A 20,958-nucleotide genomic window follows, 5' to 3' on the forward strand; every position below is an offset into this window, starting at 1 on the left:
CCCTGGACCGTACGGGCCAGGCGATCACCGACATCAACGCCGCCACCATCGCCGGCACCCTGCGCGCCGCCGTCCAGTCCCGCTGGGGCGAGACGCTGCCCACCCGCTTCGCCGTCATCGGCATGGGCCGCTTCGGCGGCCACGAACTGGGCTACGGCTCCGACGCCGACGTCCTCTTCGTCCACGAACCGCGCGAGGGCGCCGACGAGCAGGAGGCCGCGCAGGCCGCCGCCGCCGTCGCCAACGAACTGCGCCGCCTCCTGCAACTCCCCAGCAGCGACCCCCCGCTGCTCATCGACGCCGACCTGCGCCCGGAGGGCAAGAGCGGCCCCCTGGTCCGTACCCTCGCCTCCTACGCGGCCTACTACCGGCGCTGGTCGCTCATCTGGGAGCGCCACGCCCTGCTGCGCGCCGAGCCCATGGCCGGCGACGCGGAGCTGGGCCGGCGCTTCACCGAACTCATCGACCCCCTGCGCTATCCGGCCGGCGGACTGGACGAGAAGGACGTCCGCGAGATCCGCCGGCTCAAGGCGCGGATGGAGGCCGAGCGCCTCCCGCGCGGCGCCGACCCGCGCACCCACGCCAAGCTCGGCCGCGGCGGCCTCTCCGACGTCGAGTGGACCGTCCAGCTGCTCCAGCTGCGCCACGGCGCGCGCCTGCCCGCCCTGCGCACCACCCGCACCCGCACCGCGCTGGCCGCCGCCCACGAGGCGGGACTCCTCGACGCCGAGGACGCCCAGGTACTGGACGAGGCGTGGCTGCTGGCGAGCCGGGTGCGCAACGCCGTGATGCTGGTCCGGGGCCGCCCCGGCGACACCTTCCCCGCCGAGGGCCGCGAACTGGGCGCCGTGGCGCGCTATCTGGGCTACGGGCCCGGGCACGCCGGCGAGCTGCTGGACGACTACCGCCGTACGACCCGGCGGGCGCGCGGCGTCGTGGAGCGGGTGTTCTACGAGGGGTAGCCGCCCGTCGCCTCCCGTACCCCGCGCTCTCCCGTAGTCCGACCGGAGGCATCGCGTCACCCGTCCGGTCTGTCCGGCTTCGCACCCACTCGCCGGGCTGGTAGACCGGAGATATGCATGCGCCCCGGATCGCGGCCGCCGTGCTGGCCGTGTCCCTCACGGGGATCGCCGCCGGCCCGGCCGCCGCGTCCGCGAGGCCCGCGCAGGGCGGCGACGAGAAGAACGCCCGCCCCCCGGTGGTGGTCGAGGTGGTCAACCACGCCACCGAGCTGACCCCCGGCAGCGAGACGACCTACACCATCACCGTGCGCAACCGCACCGGCGAGCCGCTGCCCCGCACCGTCGTCACCCAGCTGCTGCCCCAGCCGCTCACCCACCTCTCCTCCCACCCCCGCGCCCGCAGCGCCGGCCGCGAGGTCGTCTGGCGGCTGCCGCTGCCCGCGCACGGCAGCCGCTCGGTGACCATGACCGGGCGGGTGGGCGAGATCGCCGGCGAGGACGTCGAATCCCCGGGCGACGGCCGGCTGGTACGGGTCGCCCCGACCGGGGAGACGGGCACAGCGGGGGCCGGCGGACCGGCGCAGCTCGCGACCACCGTCTGCGTCCGGGCCGTGGACCGCGGACAGCTGCTCACCTGCAGCACCGCCTCCGCGCCGGTGGCGCCGGCGTTCTGGCGGGGGAACCGGGCGTACATGGCCGCGAGCGCGGGGGCGGCGCTGGTGGTGGGCGTGGTCGGCGTGGTGCTGCTGCGCCGGTGGCGGCTGGGCTCTCCCGGCCGCGAGGCGCGGCGCGCACTCTGACCGTACGGGCGGACGTACGGGCGTACGGACGGATGTACGGGCTGCTCCGGCAGGCGCTACGCGGTCCCGTGCAGCGCCGTGTGCTGGGGCATGCGGAACGCGCTCGTCCCGTACCAGAGGTGGGAGACCCCGAAGCCGAACGCCAGGCAGACCGCGCCGCCCAGGGCGTCCAGCCAGAAGTGGTTCGCCGTGCCCACGATCACGAACAGCGTCACCAGCGGATAGAGCGCGCCCAGCACCCGCACCCACGGCCGCTTCGCCAGCATCGCGATCACCACGCCGCACCACAGCGCCCAGCCGATGTGCATCGAGGGCATCGCGGCGTACTGGTTGGAGACGTTCGCCAGGTTCCCCGAGGCCATCGAGCCCCAGGTCTCGTGCACCCGCACCGTGTCGATGAAGTCGACGCCGTGCATCAGGCGCGGCGGGGCGAGGGGGTAGAAGTAGTAGCCGAAGAGCGCCACGCCGGTCGTCGCGAAGAGCACGAAGCGGGTCGCCGCGTAGCGGCCGGGCTGGCGCCGGTAGAGCCAGACCAGCACGCCCATGGTCACCACGAAGTGCAGGGTGGCGTAGTAGTAGTTCATCGAGACCACGAGCCAGGTGACGCCGTTGACGGCGTGGTTCACCGACTCCTCGAAGGCCAGGCCCAGCTTCTGCTGGAAGGACCAGATCCAGGCCGCGTGCCGCAGCGCGGCGGCCTCGTGCTCGGGCACCGCGTTGCGGATCAGCGAGTACGTCCAGTAGCAGACGGCGATCAGCATGATCTCGAACCACAGCTGCGGCGGCCGGGGGGAGCGCATCCGGTCCAGCACGGAGCGCTTGGCGGGGGCCTCCTCGCGCACCTCCACCCGTGCGGCACGTGCGCGCCGGTCCTCCAGAGTCCGCACGATCCCCCCTGTTCCAGGTGTCAAACCCCGGTAAAACGACGCGCCCATGGGCAGACAGTGTGCCAGACGCGAACTGATCTGCCGATCATCCATCAAGGGGCCGAAGCTGTCGATCCTCGGACGACCAGTTCCGGGTGGAAGACGAACTCGCTGTGCGGGGCGGGGGTGCCCGCGACCTCCTCCAGCAGGGCGCGGACCGCCGCCTGGCCCATCGCCGTGACCGGCTGGCGGATCGTGGTCAGCGGCGGGTCGGTGAACGCGATCAGGGGGGAGTCGTCGTAGCCGATGACCGAGACCTGGCGCGGTACGGACAGACCGCGCTGGCGCGCGGCGCGGATGGCGCCCAGGGCCATCATGTCGCTGGCGCAGACCAGCGCGGTGCAGCCCTGGTCGAGCAGGGCGGCGGCCGCGGCCTGGCCGCCCTCAAGGGTGTAGAGGGAGTGCTGGATCCGGCCCTGCGCGCCGGGGTGCTGCGCCAGGGCCGCGTGGAAGCCCTCGACCTTGCGCTGCACCGGGACGAAGCGCGGCGGGCCCAGGGCCAGTCCTATCCGGCGGTGGCCCAGGGAGGTCAGGTGGCGGACCGCCTGGCGCATCGCGTCGTGCTCGTCGGGGGAGACGAAGGGGGCGCGGATGCGCGCCGAGAAGCCGTTGATGAGCACGAAGGGGACGCCCTGGGCGCGCAGTCGCTCGTAGCGGCCGGTGTCGGCGGAGGTGTCCGCGTGCAGGCCGGAGACGAAGACGATGCCGTCCACGCCGCGGCCCACCAGCATCTCCGTCAGCTCGTCCTCCGTGGAGCCGCCGGGGGACTGGGTGGCCAGGACGGGGGTGAAGCCCTGGCGGGTCAGGGCCTGGCCGATGACCTGGGCGAAGGCGGGGAAGATGGGGTTGTCCAGCTCGGGGATGATCAGGCCGATCAGGCCGGCGCTGCGTTGGCGCAGGCGCAGGGGGCGTTCGTAGCCCAGGACGTCCAGGGCGGCGAGTACCGATTCGCGGGTGGGGGTGGCCACTCCTGGGCGGCCGTTGAGTACGCGGCTTACCGTGGCTTCGCTCACGCCTGCCTGCGCCGCGATGTCGGCGAGTCTTGCGGGCGGGTGCTGCGCCATTGGTTTCCTCCCCCGTGGGTTCATCTGCTTCGCAGGATACGGGGGTTGGGGTGCTTTGCGTTGGGGGCGGGGGCTTCGCGTTGGGGGGCGGGGCCTCTCCGCGACAACTCCGAAAAGCCATAGGGATTGACTTGCCATCGGTCGATTTGCTGCTCTGTCGGGGGCCTGCGTTGCGGTGCGTCTTTTCGGAGTCGTCGCTCCGGGCCCCTCACACGGGCTGCCGGGCTCCTGTTGCGCTCGGCAGTCACTTGGGAGGGTGGGTTCCTGTTGCGCTTGGCAGCTTCTTTTCGCGGAGGGTGAAGGATTTGGGGGGTGCGCCGGCCGGTTGGGGTTTGCCTGACTTGTGGCCGACTGTGCGGTAGCCGGCTTTTTCGTAGTAGGCGTTGAGGTGGGGGTTGTCCGCTGCGCAGTCCAGGCGTAGGAGGGTGCGGCCCGTTGCCGCTGTTCGGGCTTCGGCTGCCTGGAGGAGGGTGCGGCCTGTGCCGGGAGGGGCTGTGGTGCGGGATGTCATCAGGCGGTGGACGTAGGCGGCTGTGGGGGGTTGGGGGCCCCAGGCGTCCTCGTCCTGCCACCAGAGTTCGAAGGCGCCCTGCGGGTGGTCGTTCTTGTCTGCGGCCAGCCAGATTTCGCCGGTGGTCAGGATGTGGCGGAAGTGGTTCTCGGTCAACTGGCCCGGGCGCCACTGGTCGATGCCCTGGGCGAGCATCCAGTGGGCCGCTTCGTCGCGGAGGCGGACCAGGGTGGGCAGGTCGGCTTCTGTGGCGGGGCGGAGGGTGAGGGGCGCTTCGATCACGTTTGCGATCATCGCATTGGGGGGTGGGTGGGTGGGGGGAGTGGGGGTGCCTGTCAGCGGACCGCGTGGAACGTTGAGCCGTCTGCCAGGCGGGCGGTCAGTTCTGTGCGGGCGCCTTTGCGGGCCGGTACGGCCAGGTAGCGGCCGGGTGTGGTGTTCTGTACGCCGCCTGTTGCCGTGATGGCGGTGATCTCGTGGCTGCCCGCCGCCAGGACGTACCAGTGGTTCGAGGCTGACTTCCACAGGACTCCCGCCAGGGCCTGCGGCCGGCGTTGGCCGCAGGCGGGGGTGTCGGTCGCTTGGGCCGTGAGCGTCGCCCGGGCGGTGCCCGGTGGGCGGAAGTGCGTCAGTACCTCGGCGTCCGTGCCGCGCCAGGTCTCCGCCCGGGTGCAGATCCAGGCCGCTGAGCCGGCTGACTCCGGCAGCTCCTGTTCGGCGAAGGTCCAGGCGTTGACCCGGCTGACTCCGGTGGTGCGCAGTCGGCGCAGGTCGCAGGCGGTACGGGCCCACGCCGCCCGTGCCGTTTCGCCGGCCGGGGGGACGGCGGTGCCGGGTGCGCCGTAGGACAGGGCGGCGGGGGTCAGTTCGCCCAGGTCCGTCAGGAGCTGGTTCCGTGTCGCCGCCGGTTCGCGCATCCGGAGCTCCAGTGCTGCCCAGCGGGCGCAGCCCCGGGTCGCCGCCGGGGTGTCGACCGGTTCCGTCACGCCGTCGGGGTCGCGGGTGAGGTGGCGGGGTGGGGCGGTGGGGTGGCGTAGGTCGCGGGTGGTGAGGCCGGCCACCCAGGGGGCGGTGAGGTAGCGGACCCTGCCGTGCAGGCGCTGGATCACCAGCGCGGTGGCGGAGGCCGTGTCCGCTCCGTCCGTACGGGCGAAGTCCAGGGCCACTCCGGTGGCGGGGCGGCCCCTGGGCTCGGCGTAGCGCGCGAGGCGCAGGCCGTCGTGGAAGACGACCACCGTTATCGCGCCGAGGTCTCCCGCGTAGAGGAGGTGGGGCGGGCCCGCGGGCGGGCCGGAGGGGGTGGCGGGGGTGGCGGAGAGGCGGACCCTGGTGCTGGGGCGGGCCCAGACGCGCAGGGCGCGGGAGAGCAGGGCGCGGTCGTCGACGCGGGAGCCGCGGGCGGGCCAGGCGGCGAAGTCGGGGCGGGAGGCGCCGCGCCAGTCGTCGCGGCCGGCGCGGTGCAGGCGGGCCGGGTCCAGGGCGGCCCGGGCGAACTCGTTGCCCGCGTAGGGCGGGGCGGCGGTGTCGGCGGGAGCGCCCGGCCAGTCGCCGGGGATGCCCAGGAGCGCCAGGCAGGCGGCGAGGGCCACGAGGGCGGCTGCCGCGGCGCGGACGTGCCGGCGGCGGCTCATCAGGTCGGTGGGGCGCGCCTGGAGGGTGCAGGGGTCGAACTCGGGGGAGCGGAGCAGCTTTCGCAGGCTCACCGGGACCGCCGGCGCCTGCGGCAGGCGTACGACGTCGGCCTCGGCGAGGGCTTCCCCGGCCTCCTCCGGGTCGAGGCCCGTCGCGGTCAGCAGGCGGCGGATGTCGTGGTCGTCCAGCTCCTCCAGCGCGCGCAGGACGACCACCGTGCGGGCCGGGGTGGGGAGGGCGGCGAGGGCGTGGTCCAGGGCCAGCTCGTCCGAGCCGCCGGAGCGGGGGAAGAGGGTCAGGCCCCACACCCGGGGGAGGAGGTGGGGATGCCGGGAGCGCTTGGGCAGGCCGAACGGGCCGCGGGGGACGTCCGGTTCGAGGACGGCGGTCAGGACGCGGAGTCGTACGTAGGCGTAGCCGGGGTCGGCGGCCCGGGCCTCCCGGGCCGCCTCCCCGCCCGTACGCGGCCCCGGCACGCGCCCCTCGCCCGTCCGCCCCCGGGGCAGCGCGCGCTGCACCAGCGCGTGGGCCGCCAGCACGCGGCGGGGGCGCCCCAGCGCGGCGGGCAGCAGGAGGTAGGCCAGCCTGGTCAGGCGCGGGTAGTGCGCGAGCAGGGCCGCCTCGGCGTGGTCGAGGTCCACGGCGGGCGGGGGTGTGGAAGGGGCGGGGAGGGTCGACGGCTGCGGATCCACGTACGGAGAACGAGTGAATCGTCGGATGGTCACTCAGGAGGGGCGGTCAGGCGGTGGGCGGTACGTACTTGTAGCCCACCCGGCGGACCGTGACGATCAGGTGCCGGTGGCGCGGCCCCAGTTTGCGGCGCAGGCGCGCCACGTGGACGTCTACCGTGCGGCCGTCGCCGATGTGCCCGTACCCCCAGACGTTGCGGACCAGGGAGTCGCGGGTGTGGACGCGCAGGGGGTGGGCGAGGAGGTGGGCGAGCAGCCCGAACTCCAGGTAGGTGAGGTCCAGGGGGACGCCGTCGGCGTACGCCGTCCACTCCTCGCGGTCGACCCGCACGGGCGGCGTGGGTTCGTCCGGCTCGGGTGCGTACCTCCCGGGGCCGTCCGGCACGGCCGGGACGGAGCGCAGCAGCGGGCGGTGGGCGGAGTGGGGCAGGGTGACGGGCAGGTGCGGCATGGTCGACTCGGCTTTCGCGCGCGGGGACTTGGGACGTCGTCTGCGCGGAACGGCCGGACGGCGGCCCCGCGCTAGCGCACGCGGCGACACTCGATGTCGAAGTGGTGGCCCTGCCGGGAAGGCCAGAACGGCTCGAGGTCCCTGAACCCCGCAGCACCGCGCTTCCCCGTCGCCACCATGCGGCCCATTGAAGCAGAGGGCGCCCGAACGGGCGACCCCCGCCCACAGGTTGAGAAAGCGCCGTCCCACGCGCGCCGGGGGTGAGCGGCGCGCGTTACGTGGGGTTCACACGAGGGCAACGGGCGGGAAACCGCCTGTTGGCACCCTGCGGACAGGTAGAGCCCTCTTGACCCGCAAAGGATGACTTCCGTGGCGTACAAGGCCGAATACATCTGGATCGACGGCACGCTGCCGACGGCCAAGCTCCGCTCCAAGACGAAGATCCTGGCCGACGGCGCCGAGCCGGGCATCTGGGGCTTCGACGGGTCCAGCACCAACCAGGCCGAGGGCCACGCCTCGGACTGCGTGCTGCAGCCGGTCTTCAGCTGCCCGGACCCGATCCGCGGCGGCGACGACATCCTGGTGCTGTGCGAGGTCCTCAACATCGACCTGACCCCGCACGAGACCAACACCCGCGCCGAGCTGCGCGAGGTCGCCGAGCGCTTCGCCGCGCAGGAGTCCCTCTTCGGCATCGAGCAGGAGTACACCTTCTTCAAGGGCTACCGCCCGCTCGGCTTCCCCGAGACCGGCTTCCCGGCCCCGCAGGGCGGCTACTACTGCGGCGTCGGCGCCGACGAGATCTTCGGCCGCGACATCGTCGAGGCGCACATGGACAACTGCCTCAAGGCGGGCATCGGCCTCTCCGGCATCAACGCCGAGGTCATGCCCGGCCAGTGGGAGTTCCAGGTCGGCCCGCTCTCCCCGCTGGAGGTCTCCGACCACCTGTGGATCGCCCGCTGGCTGCTCTACCGCACCGCCGAGGACTTCGGCGTCTCCGCCACCCTCGACCCCAAGCCCGCCCCGGGCGACTGGAACGGCGCCGGCGCGCACACCAACTTCTCCACGAAGCGGATGCGCGAGAGCTACGACGCGATCATCGCCGCCTGCGAGTCCCTCGGCGAGGGCGACAAGCCGCTGCAGCACGTGAAGAACTACGGCGCCGGCGTCGAGGACCGCCTCACCGGCGCGCACGAGACGGCCCCGTGGGACACGTTCTCCTACGGCGTCTCCGACCGCGGCGCCTCCGTCCGCATCCCCTGGCAGGTCGAGCAGGACGGCAAGGGCTACATCGAGGACCGCCGTCCGAACGCCAACGTCGACCCGTACGTCGTCACCCGGCTGATGGTCGACACGGTCTGCACCGCGCTGGAGAAGGCCGAGCTGGTCTGACCCCTCCGGGGCTCCATGGCCGGGGCGGGGCGCCCACCCTTCGGGGGGTGGGCGCCCCGCTTGCGTTGCCGCTCCGATCGGCCCAGAGCAGTCCGGATCGGCTCCGATCGGCTCCGATCGGCTCCGATCGGCTCCGATCGGCGCAGCCCCGCTCGCGCCCGCCGCGCCCCGCACCGAGGGTGGGGGCATGGCGGGCGTACGGCGGGCAGGGCGGGTCGCGCGGCCTGTCCTGTGGCACACGGCGTTCGCGGCCGCCTTGCTCCTGGTACTCACCGCACTCACCCTGATCCGCCTCACCGTGGCCGACCCCGCCTCCTACACCCGGGCGCTGCGGGCGGCCGACGGCTACGAGCGGGCGTACGACGAGATCCTGGTCGACCCGGCGGCCCGGGCCCAACTGCGCACCGGCGCGCTCGGCATCCCGCTGCGCAGCGACGTCGTCATCGACAACCTGCCGCTGCTGGTGCCCCGTCCGGCGCTGGAGGCCGCCGCCGAGGGCGGCGCGGCGGCGCTGACCTCCTACCTCACCGGCCGCACCGACTCCGTCTCCCGCGCGGAACTGCTGCGTCCGCTCACCCGCAGCGCGCAGGAGGCCGGGCGGCGGCACCTCACCGCGCTGCGGGCGGACGCCGATCCGGCGACGGCACGGCGGCTGGGGAGGCTGGTACGCGAACTGCAGGAGGTCCCGGCGGAGCGCTGGCGCACCGGGGACGCGACGGACGTGCTGGGGACGCCGCTCAGCGCCTTCGTCGACGACACCTGGGACGCGCGGACGGCGGCGCAGATCAACGGGCTGCTGGATCCACTGCTGCAGGTGCTGGGGAGCGAGGCGGCGGGGGAGGAGGACGGGGCCAAGGCGGGCGGCGCCGGGGCCGCTTCGGGCGTGCCCTCGCTCGTGTCCCCGCTGGCGCCCCCGCTCGGGTACGGCGCCGGGTCGGCGGCCGCTGCCCGCCCCGCCGCCCACGAACCCTCCTCCGCCGCCGCTGCGTCCGTCCCGCCGCCCCGGATCGGCCTGCTGCGCCCGGCCGTCGCCGCGTCCGCCTCGCCGCTCTCCTACGGCGCCGTCCTCCTCGCCACCGCCGGCGCCTGCCTGCTCGCCCTGCGCGCGGCGCGGCGGACCGGGGTGTCGCGCACCCACACCGCGGCGGCCGTCTGCGGCGGCGCCGCGGTCCTCGCCTCCGCCACCGGGCTGCTGGCCTGGGCACTGCTGCCGGAACCGGCCGAGCTGACACGGCAACTGCCCGGCAGCGTCGCCTCGTTGGCGACCGACGTCCTCACCCGGCTGTACGCGGACGCCGCGCTGCGCTGGAGCCTCGCCGTCCTCGCGCTGACCCTCCTCGCCCTCGTGCTGCCCGCCCTGCGCCGCCGCTCGCGCCGCCGCGCCCTGACCGCCGGGGTGCTGGTCGCCGTCCAACTCGCGCTGCTGCCCGCGGTGCCGTCCGCATCCGTGGCCGCCCCGGCGCGCGAGGTCTGCAACGGCGGCGCGGAACTGTGCGCCCGCCCCTACGACCGGGTGGTGCAGATCGCCTCGCACAACGCCATGTCCACCGTCGCCGACGGCTTCCTCAACGCCCACCACGACGAGCCGATCACCGTCCAACTGGACCGGGGCGTGCGCGCGCTGATGCTCGACACCCACTACTGGGAGACCGGCGAGACCCTGCTCCCCGCCGGTCTGCGCGGCCGGGCCCGCGAGACCCTGGTGCGCGCGGTGGACGACGTGGTCAGCGCCCGCCGGGGCACCTGGCTGTGCCACGGCCCCTGCCGGCTGGGCGCCAGCGACCTCACCGGCCAGTTGCGCGCCGTCGGCCGCTGGCTGGACGCGCACCCGCGGGAGGTGGTCACGCTGATCGTGCAGGACGACATCCCGCCGGCGGCGACCGAGCGGGCCTTCCGCAGGGCGGGGCTGCTGCGGCTGCTGGCGCGACCGCCCGCCGACCCGACGGGGCCGTGGCCCACGCTCGGCTCGATGATCCGGCGCGGCCAGCGGCTCGTCGTCTTCGCGGAGTACAGCGACGGCCCGATGCTCTGGTACCCCAACCTCTACCGGTACGCGACGGAGACGCCCTACACCGTCGGCGAGCCCGCACAGCTCGACTGCGCGCCCAACCGGGGCGGCGCCGGCCGCGCCAAGCGGATCTTCCTCCTCAACCACTTCGTCACCCGCGACCGCGCGGCGGACCGGGCCGCCGCCGCGCAGGTCAACCGGCCGGAGGAGATCATCGCCCGCGCCCACCGCTGCGAGCGGCTGCGCGGCCGGCTGCCGACGGTCATCGCGGTCAACCACGTCCAGCTCGGCGACGCGGTGCAGGCGGCGCGACGGCTGAATGCGGGGGAGTAGCGGGGCGGTGGGAGCGGGTCTGCCGGGTCCTGGCCGGCGGCCGGTATGCGACACGGGAAGCCCGCGACCGCAGCCGGAACGCCGCCGGGTCGTCCAGCCACGGGAAGTGCCCGGCGCCCGGCTGGACGACGAGCGCGGCGCGGGGGAGGGGGAAACGGTTTCGGGAGCCGCGGAAGACGGACAGAACGAGGGCGGAAAGGCCGCCTCAGCCAGCCGCCCGCGCTGCCCCCGAGCCCACCGGCCACCGCCGCCGCACGCGCCTCCCGGACCACGTCCCACCCCTCCCCTCGCAATCGAATAAGTGTTCAGAACTGCCGTCTGACCAGCGGGATCTGTCAGTGGTGCCTCGTACAATAGAGGGAGAATCCAAGCCGGGATTCTGCTCTCCGTGACGCCGAGGAGGTCGCTGATGCCCGTGGCCCGCTCCCCCGTCCAGCCCACGCTCTTCCCCCTGCGCAAGAAGCCGCTGCCCGCCGGGAAACCGCGCGTGTGGTACATCGCCCACAACCGCCGCCTCAAGGCGATGCGCATAGCCATCGCCCTGCTGGACACCGGGGTCTACACCCCCCAGCAGGCCACCGACCGGCTCATCCACGAGACGGCCGCCCGCATCGGCGTGCACCCGCCCTCCGCGACGACCTGCGCACAGGTCCGCAAACTGCTGCCCAGGATGTGAGCCACCCCGCCCGGCGCGACTCCCACGCGAGCCGCGCCGGGCCCGCCTCACCCCGTCCCACCCCCCTCAGGCGCGGAGGGCTGCGCCGCACCCCCTCCCCGATCCACCGCCGCCCCGCGCTCCAACGCGGCGATCCGCTGCCGCCGCCGCACCACCAACCCGCACCGCCGCGCCTCCCGGAACTCGGCCGCAGCCTCCCGCCGCCGCCCCCGCCGCGCCTCGACCGCCTCGATCCGGGCCTGCACTCTCGCATTCACATCTGTCATGTCACTCAGAGTGACATGGGGGTCTGGCAATGCCGTCCGCCAGGTCTGAAGCACCACAGGCGGTGGGCGGAAAACCACGTGCGGGCGGAGCCCTGCCCCAGACACACTGAAGCCACTCGCAGGGCCGCCGCGACGTCCCGCGGTAGGCGGTCGTGATCGACCGCAGGCCCCGTCCGATCCGCAGGGAGCACACCATTCAGGCCGCCGTGACCGTCACCCCCGCCGGCATACCGGAGTTGCTGCTCAACCTGGCGACCGTACGCCCGGTCTTCCTCTGGGGTGCTCCCGGTATCGGGAAGTCCTCCCTGGTACGGAAGTTCGCCGAATCCCTGGGTCTGGAGTGCGTCAGCCTCCTGGGGACCCAGCTGGCCCCCGAGGACCTGATCGGCGTACCGCAGATCCGCGAAGGACGCAGCATCTTCTGCCCGCCGGAGATGATCGCCCGCGACGAGCCGTACTGCCTCTTCCTGGACGAGCTGAACGCCGCCACCCCCGACGTCCAGAAAGCCTTCTACTCCCTCATCCTCGACCGCCGTATCGGCTCGTACGAACTCCCCGAGGGCAGCATCGTGATCGGAGCGGGCAACCGCGCCACCGACAACGCCCTCGCCCGTCCCATGGCCTCCGCCCTCGTCAACCGCTTGACCCACCTCCACCTGCGGGCGAGCGCCACCGACTGGCTGGTATGGGCCGGCGAGCACGGCATCCACCCGTGGGTGACCGACTACCTCCTCGACCGCCCCGACCACCTCTGGTCGCAACCTCCGAAGACGGAGGAGCCCTTCTCCACCCCGCGCTCCTGGCACATGCTCTCCGACGCGCTGCACTCCTTCGGCCCGACCCTGGACGAGGAGACCCTGAAGGTCGTCGCCCACGGCACCCTCACTCCCGCGCACGCCGTCTCGTTCAGCGGTTACGTCAAGATTGTGCGCCACGCCCACGGACTGGAGGCCGTACTCAAGGGCGAGGCCTCCTGGCCGCACCGTCCGCAGGACCGGGACCTGCTCTACTACCTGGCGGACGCCTTCCGGGGCCGGCTGGTCAAGGAACTGCCCGCTGACAAGGAGCACGCCTCGCCCGCCGTGCGGCAGGCCGCGCACCGGGCCAAAGCCCTGCTGGTGCAACTCGCGGAGATATCCGTCGAGGTGGCGCAGACCGTGATCGCGGAAGACGCGGACGGCCGGCCGGTACTGCCCGCGTGGTTCCTCATCGAGGCGGCCCGCGACATGCCCCGCCTGGTGGAAGCCCGCCGGTGAGCCGCCGCGACCGTTCCGGAAAGGCCGCCAGGCACGATCCGGCCGCCGAGGCGTTCCTTCGGGGGCTGGAGACCGTCCGCAGCAATCCGGCCCTGGCGGCGATCGAAGCCCGCATCTGCCGTGACGCGAACTGCCGCCTGCACGCCGAACGCGGCCTGGTCCGGGTGGACTCCGGCGGCACACTCCACGTCCACCGCAGCAGGCACGCCGAACCGGCAGCCTGGGCGTGGGCGCTCGCCCACTGCCTGCTGCACCTCGGCTTCGGCCACGCCCCCGCGGCCCACGGCGTGCGCACCCAGCCCGACCGCTGGGAACTGGCCGCCCGCTGCGCCGTCGTCAACCGCTTCCTGCTCACCTTCGCCGTGGGCAGCGCACCCGAACACCATCCGGCCGACTACCCGGGAGCGGGCGAAGAGGAACTGGCCACCCGCTGGCGGCGCGACGGTATCCCGCCCGCGTACGCCGACTGCGGAGCCGCGCACAGCGAGCCCGACCTCGTCCTCGTCCCCTCGGCAGGGTGGAGGCAGCCGCAGGACTGGCAGCTGGCTTTCGCGCACGCCCTCACCCGTACCGTCTCCGCCTCGATGGACGTCGCGGGTGGCCGTCGTGAGTCCCTGGGCGGCGAGCCGGTGCGCCGCTCCCCGTGGGAGCGCGCCCTGAACTGGTTCGTCTCCTCCTACCCCCTCCTGGGTGCCCTCGCCGCCGGCTTCACCCTCGTCGCGGACGCCGAACTCGCCCGCGCCCACCGCATCTCCATCGCCGCGGTCAACCCCACCGCCGGCGAGATCTACGTCAATCCCCTCAGAAGCCTTACCGAGGAGGAGTGGCGCTTCACCCTGGCCCACGAGATGCTGCACGCCGCCCTGCGGCACGGCGACCGCTGCGGCCCCCGTGATCCGTACCTCTTCAACATCGCGGCCGACTACGTCATCAACGGCTGGCTGCTGGAGATGGGCGTCGGCCACATGCCCGAGGGGCTGCTCCACGACCCCGCCCTGGCCGGCCAGTCCACCGAGGAGGTCTACGACCGCATCGCGGCTGATCGGCGTCGGCTGCGGCGGCTGGCGACCATGCGCGGCAAGGGCCTCGGCGACGTGCTCGGCGAACCGCTGCCCCACGCCCCCCGCGACTACGTCGACCTCGACGAGTTCTACCGCCGCGGACTCCAGCAGGGCTTCGAACTCCACCAGCGGAACCGCGGACTGCTCCCCGCCGGCCTCATCGAGGAGATCCGCGCCCTCTCCCAGCCGCCCGTCCCCTGGGATGCCCGGCTGGCCCGCTGGTTCGACGAGTACGTGCCGAGTCCCGAACCGCTCCGCAGCTACGGCCGCCCCGGGCGCCGCCAGGCGTCCACTCCGGACATCCCGCGTGCCGGCCGGTACTTTCCGCCCGAAGCGACGCCCCGGCATACCTTCGGCGTCCTCCTCGACACCTCCGGCTCGATGGACCGCGTCCTGCTGGGCAAGGCACTCGGCGCCATCGCCTCGTACGCCACGGCCCGCGACGTTCCCGCCGCCCGGGTGGTGTTCTGCGACGTGGCGCCCCACGACGCCGGCTACCTCCCCGCAACCGAGATCGCCGGTCGGGTGCGGGTACGGGGTCGCGGCGGCACGGTCCTGCAACCGGGGCTCGACCTGCTGGAGAGGGCCGAGGACTTCCCCCGCGCCGCTCCCGTGCTGATCATCACCGACGGCGACTGCGATGTGCTGCGGGTCCGCCGCGAGCACGCCTACCTGCTCCCCGCGGGCTCCACACTGCCCTTCACCCCTCGCGCCCCCGTCTTCCGCCTCAGCTGAACCACAGCACGACGCGCGTTTCGGATGTCGAAGAAGTGATGCGCCGGATCCGCGGCCCCCATGGCCCACGAAGGATCATGGAGCCGCGTGGAGGTTCGGTGCATGTCGGCGGGGTGATCTTCGGGCTGATCCTGACAGGCGTCGGCCTGGTGTCGCTCCTCAACGTCCGGGGACTTACGGAGCTCTTCTTGCCGGCCTGCGAACAGCAGAACCCCGGGCGGATGAGTCTGAAGGGAGCCGATGTCCTTGTGCGGACACTTGGTGGCGTCGGCGTGCTCGCCGGCGGCTTTGTGGCGCTCTGGATGACCTTGCACTGACACGCAGGATCAATTTTCCTGAAGTGTTTCGGAGGGATTTCGACCTGCGCAGATGCTCCAGCGTGCGGCCCTGGACCGGGTCTCCGGCACAGGTCGGATCACCCACCCGGCCCGGCATGCCAGGAGCTGGCGAACGCCAGTGCGGCAAGTCCGAGGAGGACGAGCTGGACGGTTCCTGCTACGGCGCAGCGCAGCACGAACAATCCGGCAGCGCTGAGGCACCCGCCCCCGAGCAGCCACCAGGCGCACTCCCGGGCCAGGCCCGCAGCGTCGGCAATCTTGCTGCCGTCGGTGTCCGACAACGTCGTCATCCCCACAGCGAACAGCATCCAGCCGCCGGCAACGACGTCGATGAGCACCAGGCCAAGGGTGAGAGCAACCTCGGTTCCAAGGGGCGGACGCCTGAGTTTGTGCGTCAGTGCGGTCATGGGCACGAGTCTGCAGTCCTCGACGACCACCGTCATGAGTGCAACTACTCAGTCCAGCACTCCGGTTGATCAAGCCAGGGCCACCGCTGCGGTCACCTGGAACGAGCCGTGGGCCGCGCCTTCCGGTTCGGAAGGCGCGGCCCACGGCTCGTAGCCGGACCAGGGTGGCGGTAGCCGGCTGTGGCCTGCGGGATCCTAGATGTCGAAGTACATCTCGAACTCGTGCGGGTGCGGGCGCAGCTGGATCGGGGCGATCTCGTTCGTGCGCTTGTAGTCGATCCACGTCTCGATCAGGTCCGGCGTGAAGACGCCGCCCGACTGGAGGTACTCGTTGTCGGCCTCCAGGGCCTCCAGGACCGCCGGGAGGGAGGTCGGGACCTGGGCGACGTTCGCGTGCTCGTCGGGGGCCAGCTCGTAGAGGTCCTTGTCGACCGGCTCGGCCGGCTCGATCTTGTTCCTGATGCCGTCCAGGCCGGCCATCAGCAGCGCCGAGAAGGCCAGGTACGGGTTGGACGAGGGGTCCGGCGCGCGGAACTCGATGCGCTTGGCCTTCGGGTTGGCGCCCGTGATCGGGATGCGGATCGCCGCGGAGCGGTTGCGCTGCGAGTAGACCAGGTTCACCGGGGCCTCGAAGCCCGGGACCAGGCGGTGGTAGGAGTTCACCGTCGGGTTGGTGAAGGCCAGCAGCGACGGCGCGTGCTTGAGGATGCCGCCGATGTAGTAGCGCGCGGTGTCCGACAGGCCCGCGTAGCCCTGCTCGTCGTAGAAGAGCGGGTCGCCGCCGGTCCACAGGGACTGGTGGACGTGCATGCCCGAGCCGTTGTCGCCGAAGATCGGCTTGGGCATGAAGGTCGCGGTCTTGCCGTTGCGCCAGGCGACGTTCTTCACGATGTACTTGAAGAGCATCAGGTCGTCGGCGGCGGCGAGCAGCGTGTTGAACTTGTAGTTGATCTCCGCCTGGCCGGCCGTGCCGACCTCGTGGTGCTGGCGCTCGACCTCCAGCCCGGCCCGGATCAGCTCGGTGGAGATCTCCGCGCGCAGGTCGGCGAAGTGGTCGACCGGCGGGGCCGGGAAGTAGCCGCCCTTGTAGCGGACCTTGTAGCCGCGGTTGCCGCCGTCCTCCAGCGCGCCGGAGTTCCAGGCGCCGGCCTCGGAGTCGATCTCGTAGAAGGAGCGGTTCGCGGTGGTCTCGAAGCGCGCGCTGTCGAAGACGTAGAACTCGGCCTCGGGGCCGAAGTACGCGGTGTCGGCGATCCCGGAGGAGGCCAGGTACGCCTCGGCCTTCTTCGCCACGTTGCGCGGGTCGCGGCTGTACTGCTCGCCGGTGATCGGGTCGTGGATGAAGAAGTTGACGTTGAGATGCTTCTCCTTGCGGAACGGGTCCACCCGCGCCGTGGAGAGGTCCGGCACCAGCGCCATGTCGGACTCGTGGATGGCCTGGAAGCCGCGGATCGACGAGCCGTCGAACATCAGCGTCTCGGTCGGGTCGAAGGCCTCGACCGGCACCGTGAAGTGCTGCATGACGCCCGGCAGGTCGCAGAACCGGACATCCACGTACTTGATGTCGTTGTCCGCGATGTACTGCTTGGCCTCATCGGCGTTCTGGAACATCCCACTCCTCCTTATCCCGGCAGCGGAGCTGCGGCGGGATTGCGGCGCTTCGGCACGCCAGTGCGGTGGCATGCCCGCCCCGACCCTAGGAGTCCGGGATTTCTCGAGCATGACCCGATTGTTTCGTCGATGTTAACCAGCCTGGTCTTCCGGATCCGGGAGTACGGCCCCGGGCGGCCGGGTCCCCCGCGCGGGCGCGTACGGTGGACGCGTGGCAGAGATGGACAGACGTCAGGCAGCGGGTTCGTGGCTCTCCGGCCCCAGGGCGGCGGCGGAGTCGATGGGAGTCGACTTCGGCTACCGCGGCGAGCAGTTGGGGCTTCCCCGGGAGGGACGCGGCTCGATCGCGCCGGTCGGCCGGCGGATCGCGGCGCTCTACCTCGACTGGATGCTGTGCTGGGTCATCGCATACGGCCTGTTCGCCGGTGGCGAACCGCGCGCGCTGTCCCTGTGGACCCTCGCGGTCTACTTCCTCCTCGCGGTCCTCACGGTGGGGACCATCGGAGTGACCCCCGGCAAGCGCCTCCTGGGCATCCGGGTCGTCGGCGCGGACGGCGCCCGGCTCGGTTTCGTACGGTCCGCGCTGCGCGCCCTGCTCGTCTGCCTCATCGTCCCCGCGGTGGTCTGGGACCGTGACACCCGCGGCCTCCACGACCGACTGGCCCGCTCGGTCGAGGTCCGGATCTGACACACGCTCCCGCACGCGGGGCCCGCGCCCAGGACGCGGTCGAGGACAGCGAAGAGGGCCGGAGCATCGTGCTCCGGCCCTCTTCGCCGTACGTGCCGCGTACGGACGGGGTCAGCGCGTCCGCCCACCGCCGCGCGGCATCCGCATGCCCTTCGAGCCGGGCATCGGACCCTTGGGCACCGGCATGTTCGACATCAGGTCGCCCAGCGCCTTCAGGCGGTCGTTGGCCTGCGTGACCTGGGCGCCCGTGAGGACGCGGGGGAGCTTCATGATCGTGGCGCGCAGCTTCTTCAGCGGGACCTGGCCCTCGCCGTCGCCCATCACGATGTCGTGGACCGGCACGTCGGCGACGATCCGCGCCATGCGCTTCTTCTCGGCGGCCAGCAGGCTCCTGACCCGGTTCGGGTTGCCCTCGCCGACCAGGACGATGCCCGCCTTGCCGACCGCGCGGTGCACGAGGTCCTGGTTGCGGTTCATCGCCACGGCCGGGGTGACCGTCCACTGGCGCTTCATGTTGTCCAGCACGGCCGCCGCGGCGCCCGGCTGGCCCTCCATCTGACCGAAGGCGGCCCGCTCGGCCCGCCGGCCGAAGACGATCGCCATGCCGAGCAGAGCCAGGAACGCACCGAGAATGCCCAGGTAGACCGGGTGCCCGAGGGCGAAACCGATGCCCAGGAGGATGCCGAGGATCACCAGACCGGTGCCGGCGATCCACAGACCGATCGCGGGATCGGCCTTCTTGGTCATCTTGTACGTCAGGGCGATCTGCTTCAGTCGCCCAGGGCTGTTCTCGGGGGATGCGGTGGCCATGGCCGAATTCTACGTGGGCCGCGCGCTCCGCAGCGTTGTGGCCCCCATCACCTGCTCGGTCTCCCGGCGGTCGCGCGCCCGGCGGCGGTCCTCGAGCACCGCGTTCCAGGCGTTGCGCCGGGCGGTGCTCTGCCCGCCGCGCATCAGCATCCGCTCGATGGTGCGCAGGGTCTCGGAGGCGGCCGTACGGGCGGGGAGCGGCTGCATGGCGGTGACCTTTCCTGGCGTGGACGGACCGTGCTGGGCTTCCATGCTCACTCTTGGGTGTTACCAGCGCGTGACCAGTGGGTCAAACGCCCATAAAAGAGTGGTGAAGGCCACGTCGGGCGGTGGACCCGCTCCTCAGGCGGCGGAGCGCGCCCGCCGCTCGACCGCCTGCCGGTAGAGCCGGCCCGCACGATACGACGAACGCACGAGCGGCCCCGACATGACACCGGCGTAGCCGATCTCCTCGGCCTCCTGTTGCAGCTCCACGAACTCCTCCGGCTTCACCCAGCGCTCGACGGGGTGGTGGCGCGGGGTCGGGCGCAGGTACTGGGTGATCGTGATCAGCTCGCAGCCCGCCTCGTGCAGGTCGCGCAGCGCCTGGCTGACCTCGGCGCGCTCCTCGCCCATCCCCAGGATCAGGTTGGACTTGGTGACCAGCCCCGCCTCGCGGGCGCGGGTGATGACCTCCAGCGAGCGCTCGTAGCGGAAGGCCGGGCGGATGCGCTTGAAGATGCGCGGTACGGTCTCCACGTTGTGCGCGAGGACCTCGGGGCGGGAGGAGAAGACCTCGGCCAGCTGCTCGGGGACGGCGTTGAAGTCGGGGATGAGCAGCTCGACGCCGGTACCGGGCATCAGGGCGTGGATCCGGCGGACCGTCTCCGCGTACAGCCAGGCGCCGCCGTCGTCGAGGTCGTCGCGTGCGACGCCGGTGATCGTGGCGTACTTCAGCTCCATCTGCTGGACGGACTCCGCGACCCGGCGCGGCTCGTCGCGGTCCAGCTCGGCCGGCTTGCCCGTGTCGATCTGGCAGAAGTCGCAGCGCCGCGTGCACTGCTCGCCGCCGATGAGGAAGGTCGCCTCGCGGTCCTCCCAGCACTCGAAGATGTTGGGGCAGCCCGCCTCCTGGCACACCGTGTGCAGGCCCTCGTCCTTGACGAGCCTCTGCAGCGCGTTGTACTCCGGGCCCATCTTCGCGCGGGTCTTGATCCACGGGGGCTTGCGCTCGATGGGGGTCTGGGCGTTCCGGACCTCCAGGCGGAGCATCTTGCGACCGTCGGGTGCGACAGCGGACACGTCCGGGGCTCCTCAGCTTTCGATTCTTCGGCGTATCCCAGGGTACGCCTTGCGTTGTGCGGGTCGTCCCGCGGCCGTACGGACTCCCGCGCCGCGCTCGCGCCCGACCCCCTCGCCCGTTCTCGCCCGCCTCAGACGGCCCGCGGCAGCGGCTCGGCGGTGGCGAGGACCTCCCGCAGCTGCCGCTCCACCACGGGGACGGCCTCCGCGACGGACACCCGCCTGCCCAGCTCGTTGGACAGGGAGGTCACCCCCGCGTCGCGGATGCCGCAGGGCACGATGCGGTCGAACCAGGTGTTGTCCGGATCGCAGTTGAGCGCGAAACCGTGCATGGTGACGCCCTTGGCGACCCGGATGCCGATGGCCGCCAGCTTGCGGTCCTCGCGCCGCTGGCCGGCGTTGGAGGGGGCGTACTCGGGGCCGTTGAGGCGGGGGTCGAACTCCTCGTCCTGCAGACGGGGGTCGAAGTCGAGGGCGAGGCCGCCCAGGGAGGAGCCGCCCGGGGCGGGGCGCTGCTCCACCGCGTCGCCCAGCACCCACACGCCGCTGCGGCCCTCGATCCGGGTGGTCTCCAGCCCGAACTCCGCGCAGGTGCGGATCAGGGCCTCCTCCAGCCGCCGCACGTGGGCGACGACGTCCACCGGACGCGGCAGCTTCAGGATCGGGTAGCCGACGAGCTGCCCGGGGCCGTGCCAGGTGATCTTGCCGCCGCGGTCGACGTCCACCACCGGGGTGCCGTCCAGGGGGCGCTCGCTCTCCGCCGTGCGCCGCCCGGCCGTGTAGACGGGCGGGTGCTCCAGCAGCAGCACGGTGTCCGCGCTCTCGTCGGCGAAACGCGCCGCGTGCACCCGGCGCTGCTCCTGCCAGGCCGCCTGGTACTCCACGGCGTCCTCGCCGAAGCCCAGGTGGACGAAGTCCAGTGTCGACACGGGCGGCACTCCCGATCTGTAAGTGGTATCTCCCCAGCCACTGTACGACCGCCGCGCGAGCGGTCCATGCCTCGGGTGTTCTCACACGATCGGATGAATAGGGGACGAAGGTGGTGAGGCGGGCGTCCTGGGTAG

At 72.6% G+C, this 20,958-nt stretch carries 21 protein-coding genes; 9 read left to right on the forward strand and 12 right to left on the reverse strand.

All coding sequences use genetic code 11. The annotated features are described in order from the left end of the window. Together ACFQLX_RS23675 and ACFQLX_RS23680 are read left to right on the forward strand one after the other, a co-directional pair. The coding region (locus ACFQLX_RS23675) for a [protein-PII] uridylyltransferase family protein (RefSeq protein WP_465270552.1) at positions 1-962 on the forward strand (962 nt) is incomplete at its 5' end. Between the two features lie 113 nt (positions 963-1,075). Then, complete coding sequence (locus ACFQLX_RS23680; RefSeq protein ID WP_386418291.1) at positions 1,076-1,762, forward strand: hypothetical protein; 687 nt, start codon at positions 1,076-1,078, stop codon at positions 1,760-1,762. A gap of 56 nt (positions 1,763-1,818) precedes the next feature. On the opposite strand, the gene ACFQLX_RS23685 is transcribed toward ACFQLX_RS23680, so the two are convergent. The 5 genes from ACFQLX_RS23685 to ACFQLX_RS23705 form a co-directional block, all read right to left on the reverse strand. After that, complete coding sequence (locus tag ACFQLX_RS23685; protein ID WP_386418327.1) at positions 1,819-2,610, reverse strand: phosphatase PAP2 family protein; 792 nt, start codon at positions 2,608-2,610, stop codon at positions 1,819-1,821. Between the two features lie 131 nt (positions 2,611-2,741). Then, positions 2,742-3,752 (reverse strand): LacI family DNA-binding transcriptional regulator, encoded by a 1,011-nt coding sequence (locus ACFQLX_RS23690; RefSeq protein WP_386418293.1) that lies wholly within the window; start codon positions 3,750-3,752, stop codon positions 2,742-2,744. Positions 3,753-3,996: 244 nt separating this feature from the next. Next, a complete protein-coding gene (locus ACFQLX_RS23695; RefSeq protein WP_386418294.1) occupies positions 3,997-4,557 on the reverse strand; it encodes a GNAT family N-acetyltransferase in 561 nt (186 codons plus the stop codon). 41 nt (positions 4,558-4,598) lie between these two features. After that, positions 4,599-6,536, reverse strand: a complete 1,938-nt coding sequence (locus ACFQLX_RS23700; protein WP_386418295.1) for a hypothetical protein — start codon at positions 6,534-6,536, stop codon at positions 4,599-4,601. A gap of 97 nt (positions 6,537-6,633) precedes the next feature. Further along, on the reverse strand, positions 6,634-7,035 hold the full coding sequence (locus ACFQLX_RS23705; protein ID WP_386418296.1) for a winged helix-turn-helix domain-containing protein: 402 nt from the start codon (positions 7,033-7,035) through the stop codon (positions 6,634-6,636). Between the two features lie 369 nt (positions 7,036-7,404). Between ACFQLX_RS23705 and glnII the strand changes: the two genes are divergently transcribed. The 3 genes from glnII to ACFQLX_RS23720 all read left to right on the forward strand — a co-directional run bounded on the left by glnII (position 7,405) and on the right by ACFQLX_RS23720 (position 11,441). Next, the gene (gene glnII, locus ACFQLX_RS23710; RefSeq protein ID WP_386418298.1) at positions 7,405-8,424 is read left to right on the forward strand and encodes a glutamine synthetase; all 1,020 of its coding nucleotides are present in this window, start codon (positions 7,405-7,407) and stop codon (positions 8,422-8,424) included. 187 nt (positions 8,425-8,611) lie between these two features. Further along, complete coding sequence (locus tag ACFQLX_RS23715) at positions 8,612-10,765, forward strand: phosphoinositide-specific phospholipase C-related protein (protein WP_386418299.1); 2,154 nt, start codon at positions 8,612-8,614, stop codon at positions 10,763-10,765. A 409-nt stretch (positions 10,766-11,174) separates the two neighbouring features. Then, entirely contained in the window at positions 11,175-11,441 is a 267-nt protein-coding gene (locus ACFQLX_RS23720; protein ID WP_386418300.1) for a hypothetical protein, read from the forward strand. Positions 11,442-11,488: 47 nt separating this feature from the next. Here ACFQLX_RS23720 and ACFQLX_RS23725 read toward each other — a convergent pair whose 3' ends face one another. Next, positions 11,489-11,707 (reverse strand): hypothetical protein, encoded by a 219-nt coding sequence (locus ACFQLX_RS23725; protein ID WP_386418301.1) that lies wholly within the window; start codon positions 11,705-11,707, stop codon positions 11,489-11,491. 194 nt (positions 11,708-11,901) lie between these two features. On the opposite strand from ACFQLX_RS23725, the gene ACFQLX_RS23730 reads away from it, so the two are divergent. From ACFQLX_RS23730 to ACFQLX_RS23740, 3 genes are all read left to right on the forward strand, one after another. Then, positions 11,902-12,963 (forward strand): ATP-binding protein, encoded by a 1,062-nt coding sequence (locus ACFQLX_RS23730; protein WP_386418329.1) that lies wholly within the window; start codon positions 11,902-11,904, stop codon positions 12,961-12,963. Then, on the forward strand, positions 12,960-14,759 hold the full coding sequence (locus tag ACFQLX_RS23735) for a vWA domain-containing protein (RefSeq protein WP_386418303.1): 1,800 nt from the start codon (positions 12,960-12,962) through the stop codon (positions 14,757-14,759). The genes ACFQLX_RS23730 and ACFQLX_RS23735 overlap by 4 nt, the downstream gene beginning before the upstream one ends. Positions 14,760-14,836: 77 nt before the next feature. Further along, a complete protein-coding gene (locus ACFQLX_RS23740; RefSeq protein ID WP_386418305.1) occupies positions 14,837-15,076 on the forward strand; it encodes a hypothetical protein in 240 nt (79 codons plus the stop codon). A gap of 98 nt (positions 15,077-15,174) precedes the next feature. Here the strand turns inward: ACFQLX_RS23740 and ACFQLX_RS23745 are convergent, their stop codons facing one another. Next, positions 15,175-15,504, reverse strand: a complete 330-nt coding sequence (locus ACFQLX_RS23745) for a hypothetical protein (RefSeq protein ID WP_386418306.1) — start codon at positions 15,502-15,504, stop codon at positions 15,175-15,177. 195 nt (positions 15,505-15,699) lie between these two features. After that, entirely contained in the window at positions 15,700-17,115 is a 1,416-nt protein-coding gene (glnA, locus tag ACFQLX_RS23750) for a type I glutamate--ammonia ligase (protein ID WP_386418308.1), read from the reverse strand. Positions 17,116-17,335: 220 nt separating this feature from the next. Between glnA and ACFQLX_RS23755 the strand changes: the two genes are divergently transcribed. Beyond that, positions 17,336-17,803 (forward strand): RDD family protein, encoded by a 468-nt coding sequence (locus ACFQLX_RS23755; protein ID WP_386418330.1) that lies wholly within the window; start codon positions 17,336-17,338, stop codon positions 17,801-17,803. Positions 17,804-17,914: 111 nt separating this feature from the next. Here the strand turns inward: ACFQLX_RS23755 and ACFQLX_RS23760 are convergent, their stop codons facing one another. From ACFQLX_RS23760 to lipB, 4 genes are all read right to left on the reverse strand, one after another. Beyond that, positions 17,915-18,613 carry a DUF4191 domain-containing protein gene (locus ACFQLX_RS23760; RefSeq protein ID WP_386418310.1) on the reverse strand — a complete coding sequence of 233 codons (699 nt, stop codon included), beginning with the start codon at positions 18,611-18,613 and terminating at the stop codon, positions 17,915-17,917. Between the two features lie 9 nt (positions 18,614-18,622). Continuing rightward, complete coding sequence (locus ACFQLX_RS23765) at positions 18,623-18,865, reverse strand: hypothetical protein (RefSeq protein WP_386418332.1); 243 nt, start codon at positions 18,863-18,865, stop codon at positions 18,623-18,625. A 90-nt stretch (positions 18,866-18,955) separates the two neighbouring features. Beyond that, positions 18,956-19,894: a lipoyl synthase gene (gene lipA, locus ACFQLX_RS23770; protein WP_386418312.1), complete on the reverse strand. Its 939-nt coding sequence runs from the start codon at positions 19,892-19,894 to the stop codon at positions 18,956-18,958. Between the two features lie 131 nt (positions 19,895-20,025). Continuing rightward, positions 20,026-20,823 (reverse strand): lipoyl(octanoyl) transferase LipB, encoded by a 798-nt coding sequence (gene lipB / locus ACFQLX_RS23775; RefSeq protein WP_386418313.1) that lies wholly within the window; start codon positions 20,821-20,823, stop codon positions 20,026-20,028. Positions 20,824-20,958 lie beyond the last annotated feature (135 nt).

Origin of the sequence: Streptomyces polyrhachis (assembly GCF_042663125.1) — a bacterium.
In the GTDB taxonomy this organism is placed as follows: domain Bacteria; phylum Actinomycetota; class Actinomycetes; order Streptomycetales; family Streptomycetaceae; genus Streptomyces; species Streptomyces polyrhachii.

Bases quoted from the DNA above. Each gene is read 5' to 3' on its own strand.
- ACFQLX_RS23695 (WP_386418294.1), bottom strand. From the start codon at position 4,557: ATGATCGCAAACGTGATCGAAGCGCCCCTCACCCTCCGCCCCGCCACA.
- ACFQLX_RS23680 (WP_386418291.1), top strand. From the start codon at position 1,076: ATGCATGCGCCCCGGATCGCGGCCGCCGTGCTGGCCGTGTCCCTCACG.
- ACFQLX_RS23765 (WP_386418332.1), bottom strand. From the start codon at position 18,865: ATGGAAGCCCAGCACGGTCCGTCCACGCCAGGAAAGGTCACCGCCATG.
- glnA (WP_386418308.1), bottom strand. From the start codon at position 17,115: ATGTTCCAGAACGCCGATGAGGCCAAGCAGTACATCGCGGACAACGAC.
- ACFQLX_RS23715 (WP_386418299.1), top strand. From the start codon at position 8,612: ATGGCGGGCGTACGGCGGGCAGGGCGGGTCGCGCGGCCTGTCCTGTGG.
- ACFQLX_RS23755 (WP_386418330.1), top strand. From the start codon at position 17,336: ATGGACAGACGTCAGGCAGCGGGTTCGTGGCTCTCCGGCCCCAGGGCG.
- ACFQLX_RS23690 (WP_386418293.1), bottom strand. From the start codon at position 3,752: ATGGCGCAGCACCCGCCCGCAAGACTCGCCGACATCGCGGCGCAGGCA.
- ACFQLX_RS23745 (WP_386418306.1), bottom strand. From the start codon at position 15,504: ATGACCGCACTGACGCACAAACTCAGGCGTCCGCCCCTTGGAACCGAG.
- ACFQLX_RS23725 (WP_386418301.1), bottom strand. From the start codon at position 11,707: ATGACAGATGTGAATGCGAGAGTGCAGGCCCGGATCGAGGCGGTCGAG.
- ACFQLX_RS23705 (WP_386418296.1), bottom strand. From the start codon at position 7,035: ATGCCGCACCTGCCCGTCACCCTGCCCCACTCCGCCCACCGCCCGCTG.
- ACFQLX_RS23720 (WP_386418300.1), top strand. From the start codon at position 11,175: ATGCCCGTGGCCCGCTCCCCCGTCCAGCCCACGCTCTTCCCCCTGCGC.
- ACFQLX_RS23760 (WP_386418310.1), bottom strand. From the start codon at position 18,613: ATGGCCACCGCATCCCCCGAGAACAGCCCTGGGCGACTGAAGCAGATC.
- ACFQLX_RS23740 (WP_386418305.1), top strand. From the start codon at position 14,837: ATGGAGCCGCGTGGAGGTTCGGTGCATGTCGGCGGGGTGATCTTCGGG.